General features: G+C 58.7%; 2 protein-coding genes. Both read left to right on the top strand.

Going from position 1 to position 3459, the window contains the following annotated elements; all coding sequences use genetic code 11:
* Positions 1–1860, top strand: a 1860-nt coding sequence (locus VGK48_26600) for a sulfatase-like hydrolase/transferase (GenBank protein HEY2384762.1), incomplete at its 5' end; no start/stop codon positions are given.
* A gap of 13 nt (positions 1861–1873) precedes the next feature.
* A partial coding sequence (locus VGK48_26595; protein ID HEY2384761.1) for an arylsulfatase occupies positions 1874–3459 on the top strand: 1586 nt, incomplete at its 3' end.

The following is a 3459-nucleotide window of genomic DNA, read 5'->3' as shown; positions in this document are numbered from 1 at the left end:
ACCGGCTCCGGTTTCGAACACTTCTACGGATTCATCGGTGGAGAAAATAACCAGTACTACCCTGCGCTCTACGACGGCACGACCCCGATCGAGCCGGAGCGGACTCCCGAAGAGGGCTATCACCTGATGGAAGATCTGGCTGACAAAGCGATTGGTTGGATGCGGCAGCAGAAGGCGATCGGTCCTGACAAGCCGTTCTTTCTCTACTTCGCGCCGGGTGCGACGCATGCGCCGCACCACGTTCCTAAAAATTGGATCGCCAAGTACAAGGGTAAATTCGACCAGGGCTGGGACAAGTTACGAGATGAGACTTTCGCTCGTCAGAAGAAACTTGGCGTTATTCCGCCAGCGTGTGAGTTAACGAAGCGGCCTGATCAAATTCCCGCGTGGGATAAAACGGAAGAACGGCTTCGTCCGGTGCTCGCACGTGAAATGGAAATCTACGCAGGCTACCTGGAGTTCGCTGATTATCACGTTGGCCGCGTGATCGATGCGGCGGCTGATCTAAAGATTCTGGACGACACGCTGATCTACTACATCATCGGCGACAACGGCGCTTCGGCGGAAGGCTCGTTGATCGGGGCGTTCAACGACAAGACGGCCGGCGAGGCGCCCGACCTGAGCACGCCGGAGCTGATGATCCAGCACATCGACGATCTCGGATCGCGGAAGGCGAACAACCACTACGCCGTAGGCTGGGCCCACGCGATGGACACGCCTTATCAGTGGACCAAGCAAGTCGCGTCGCATTTTGGCGGCACGCGCAACGGCACGATCGTCCACTGGCCGAATGGTTTCAAAGCGAAGGGCGAGATCCGCTCACAGTTTCACCACGTGATCGACATTGCGCCCACCATCCTCGAAGCGGCGAAGCTGCCGACTCCTACACTCGTAAATGGCGTGATGCAGGAGCCGCTGCACGGCGTCAGCATGGCGTACTCGTTCGACGATGCGAAGGCGGCGGAACGGCACGAGACACAGTACTTCGAGATGGTCTGCAACCGCGGCATCTACCACAAGGGTTGGACCGCCGTCACCCGTCACGGGAACCTGCCGTGGGTAGTCGTGGGAAAGCAGCCGCCGCTCAGCGATGACGTGTGGGAACTTTACGATACGACCAAGGATTGGTCGCAGGCGCGCGATCTCGCCAAAGAGATGCCCGAGAAGGTCGCCGAGCTGAAGCGCTTCTTCGACCTGGAGGCGTCGAAGTACAACGTGTTTCCGCTTGACGATCGCAAGGCGGAGCGGACGAACCCGGACATCGCGGGCCGCCCGTTGGTCGTGCATGGCAATACTCAGATATTTTTTCCGGGAATGCGGCGTATCTCTGAGAATTCGGTCATCAACATCAAAAACAAATCGCACGCGGTCACCGCGGATATCGAAGTGCCGGAGGTTGGCGCGAACGGCGTGATTGCCGCGCATGGCGGCAATTTTGGCGGCTGGAGCCTCTACGTGCATGAAGGGAAGCTGAGATACCACTACAACTTCATTGGCCTCATGCAGTTCGACGTGACGTCGGCCTCGAAGCTGCCGCCCGGCGCCCACCAGGTGCGCATGGAATTCGCGTATGACGGCGGCGGGCTCGGCAAGGGCGGTACCGCGACGCTCTATGTCGATGCCAAGAAAGTTGGTGAAGGGCGCATCGGGCGCACGCACGCCTTTTTCTTCTCGATGGACGAGACGATGGAGGTCGGTTGCGATGTCGGCGAGCCCGTCTCAGAAGATTACGGCCCGCGAGGGAACGAGTTCAGCGGCAAGATCAAGTGGGTCCAGATCGATATCGATGCCGCGGCCAAGGATGTGGATCACATGCTGGGTGCCGAGGAACGGTTCCAGATCGCAATGGCACGACAGTGACGAGGACTCTTACATGAATAACAACAAGGGCAAAAAGATCGACCAGCACATTAAACCCGCAGGTCCGCGAGACACTACAATTCTGTCCGACATCCTGCCGCTGCCCGAGCCGCGCTTTCATGGCCGCATCGGAAGTACATACGCCGACTCCGAAGCCGATATCATTGCGTTGCCGGCGGCGCCCGCAGGCGCACCCAACGTACTTTTAGTGCTTCTGGACGATGTCGGCTTCGGCCAAACGAGCACATTCGGCGGCCCCGCAAACACGCCCACGCTGCAACGTCTCGCCGACGAGGGTCTGCGCTACAACCGTTTTCATACGACCGCGCTTTGCTCGCCGACGCGAGCCGCTTTGCTTTCCGGGCGCAACCACCACTCCGTCCACACCGGCTGTATCACGGAGCTGGCAACGGGCTTCCCAGGATACGACGGCTCGTGGCCTAGAGAAGCGGCATGCGTGGCCGAGATACTTAAAGCCAATGAATACAGCACCGCCGCGTTCGGCAAGTGGCACAACACACCCGATCACGAACTGGGAGCTTGTGGTACTTTCGATCGCTGGCCGAGCGGTAAGGGCTTTGATTATTTTTACGGATTCCAAGGCGGAGAGTCGAGCCAGTGGCACACGCCCCTTTTCGAGAACACCGCGCCAATCGAAATGCCGCACGACAATCCGAAATGGCATTTCTCTGAAGCGATCACCGAAAGGGCGATTGGCTGGATTGGGCAGCAGAAGGCCACGGCACCCGAGAAGCCGTTCTTTGTCTACTTCGCACCAGGCGCCGCGCACGCTCCGCACCATCCGCCCAAGCAATGGGCTGACAAGTACAAGGGAAAGTTCGATCACGGGTGGGATCGCCAGCGCGAAATTACGTTTGAGAGTCAGAAGAAACTTGGCCTCATTCCCAAAAGCACAAAACTGACGCCGCGGCCCGATTCTATCCCGTCATGGGCCTCCCGTTCGGCGGATGAGAAACGCCTCTACGCGCGGATGCAGGAGGTCTTCGCCGGCTTCCTGGAGCACATCGACATACAGGTCGGAAAGCTGGTGGACGCGATTGAGCAGATGGGTCTGCGCGACGACACGCTCATTATCTACGTCGTTGGTGACAACGGTCCAAGCGCCGAAGGGACCCTAACCGGCACGCTCAATGTGATGAGGACGATGTTGGGCCTCGAGGACGATGCGGCAAAGATGCTCAAGCACATCGATGAGATCGGTGGTCCAAATTTCGAGAATCACTACCCCGTGGGTTGGTGTTGGGCAGGATCGTCACCGTTTCAGTGGATGAAGCAGGTCGCGTCACACTTCGGCGGAACGCGAAACGGTCTGGTGATGTCCTGGCCGAAACGCATCAGCGACAAAGGCGGCCTGCGTTCCCAATTCCACCATGCCATCGATATCGCGCCAACAATTCTCGAAATCGCGGGCATCCCTGAACCGCGCGAGGTGAACGGTGTTCCGCAAAAGCCGATCGAGGGCGTCAGCATGGCCTACACTTTCTCGGGCAAGGATGCTCCTAGTAAACGGAATACGCAGTATTTCGAGATGTTCGGCAACCGAGCGCTCTATCACGACGGCTGGGTGGCGGGATGTGT

This window comes from Terriglobia bacterium (genome assembly GCA_036496425.1).
In the GTDB taxonomy this organism is placed as follows: Bacteria; Acidobacteriota; Terriglobia; order 20CM-2-55-15; family 20CM-2-55-15; genus 20CM-2-55-15.
The sequence above is the reverse complement of the archived record's forward strand: the minus strand, read 5'-3'. Positions and strand labels throughout refer to the sequence as shown.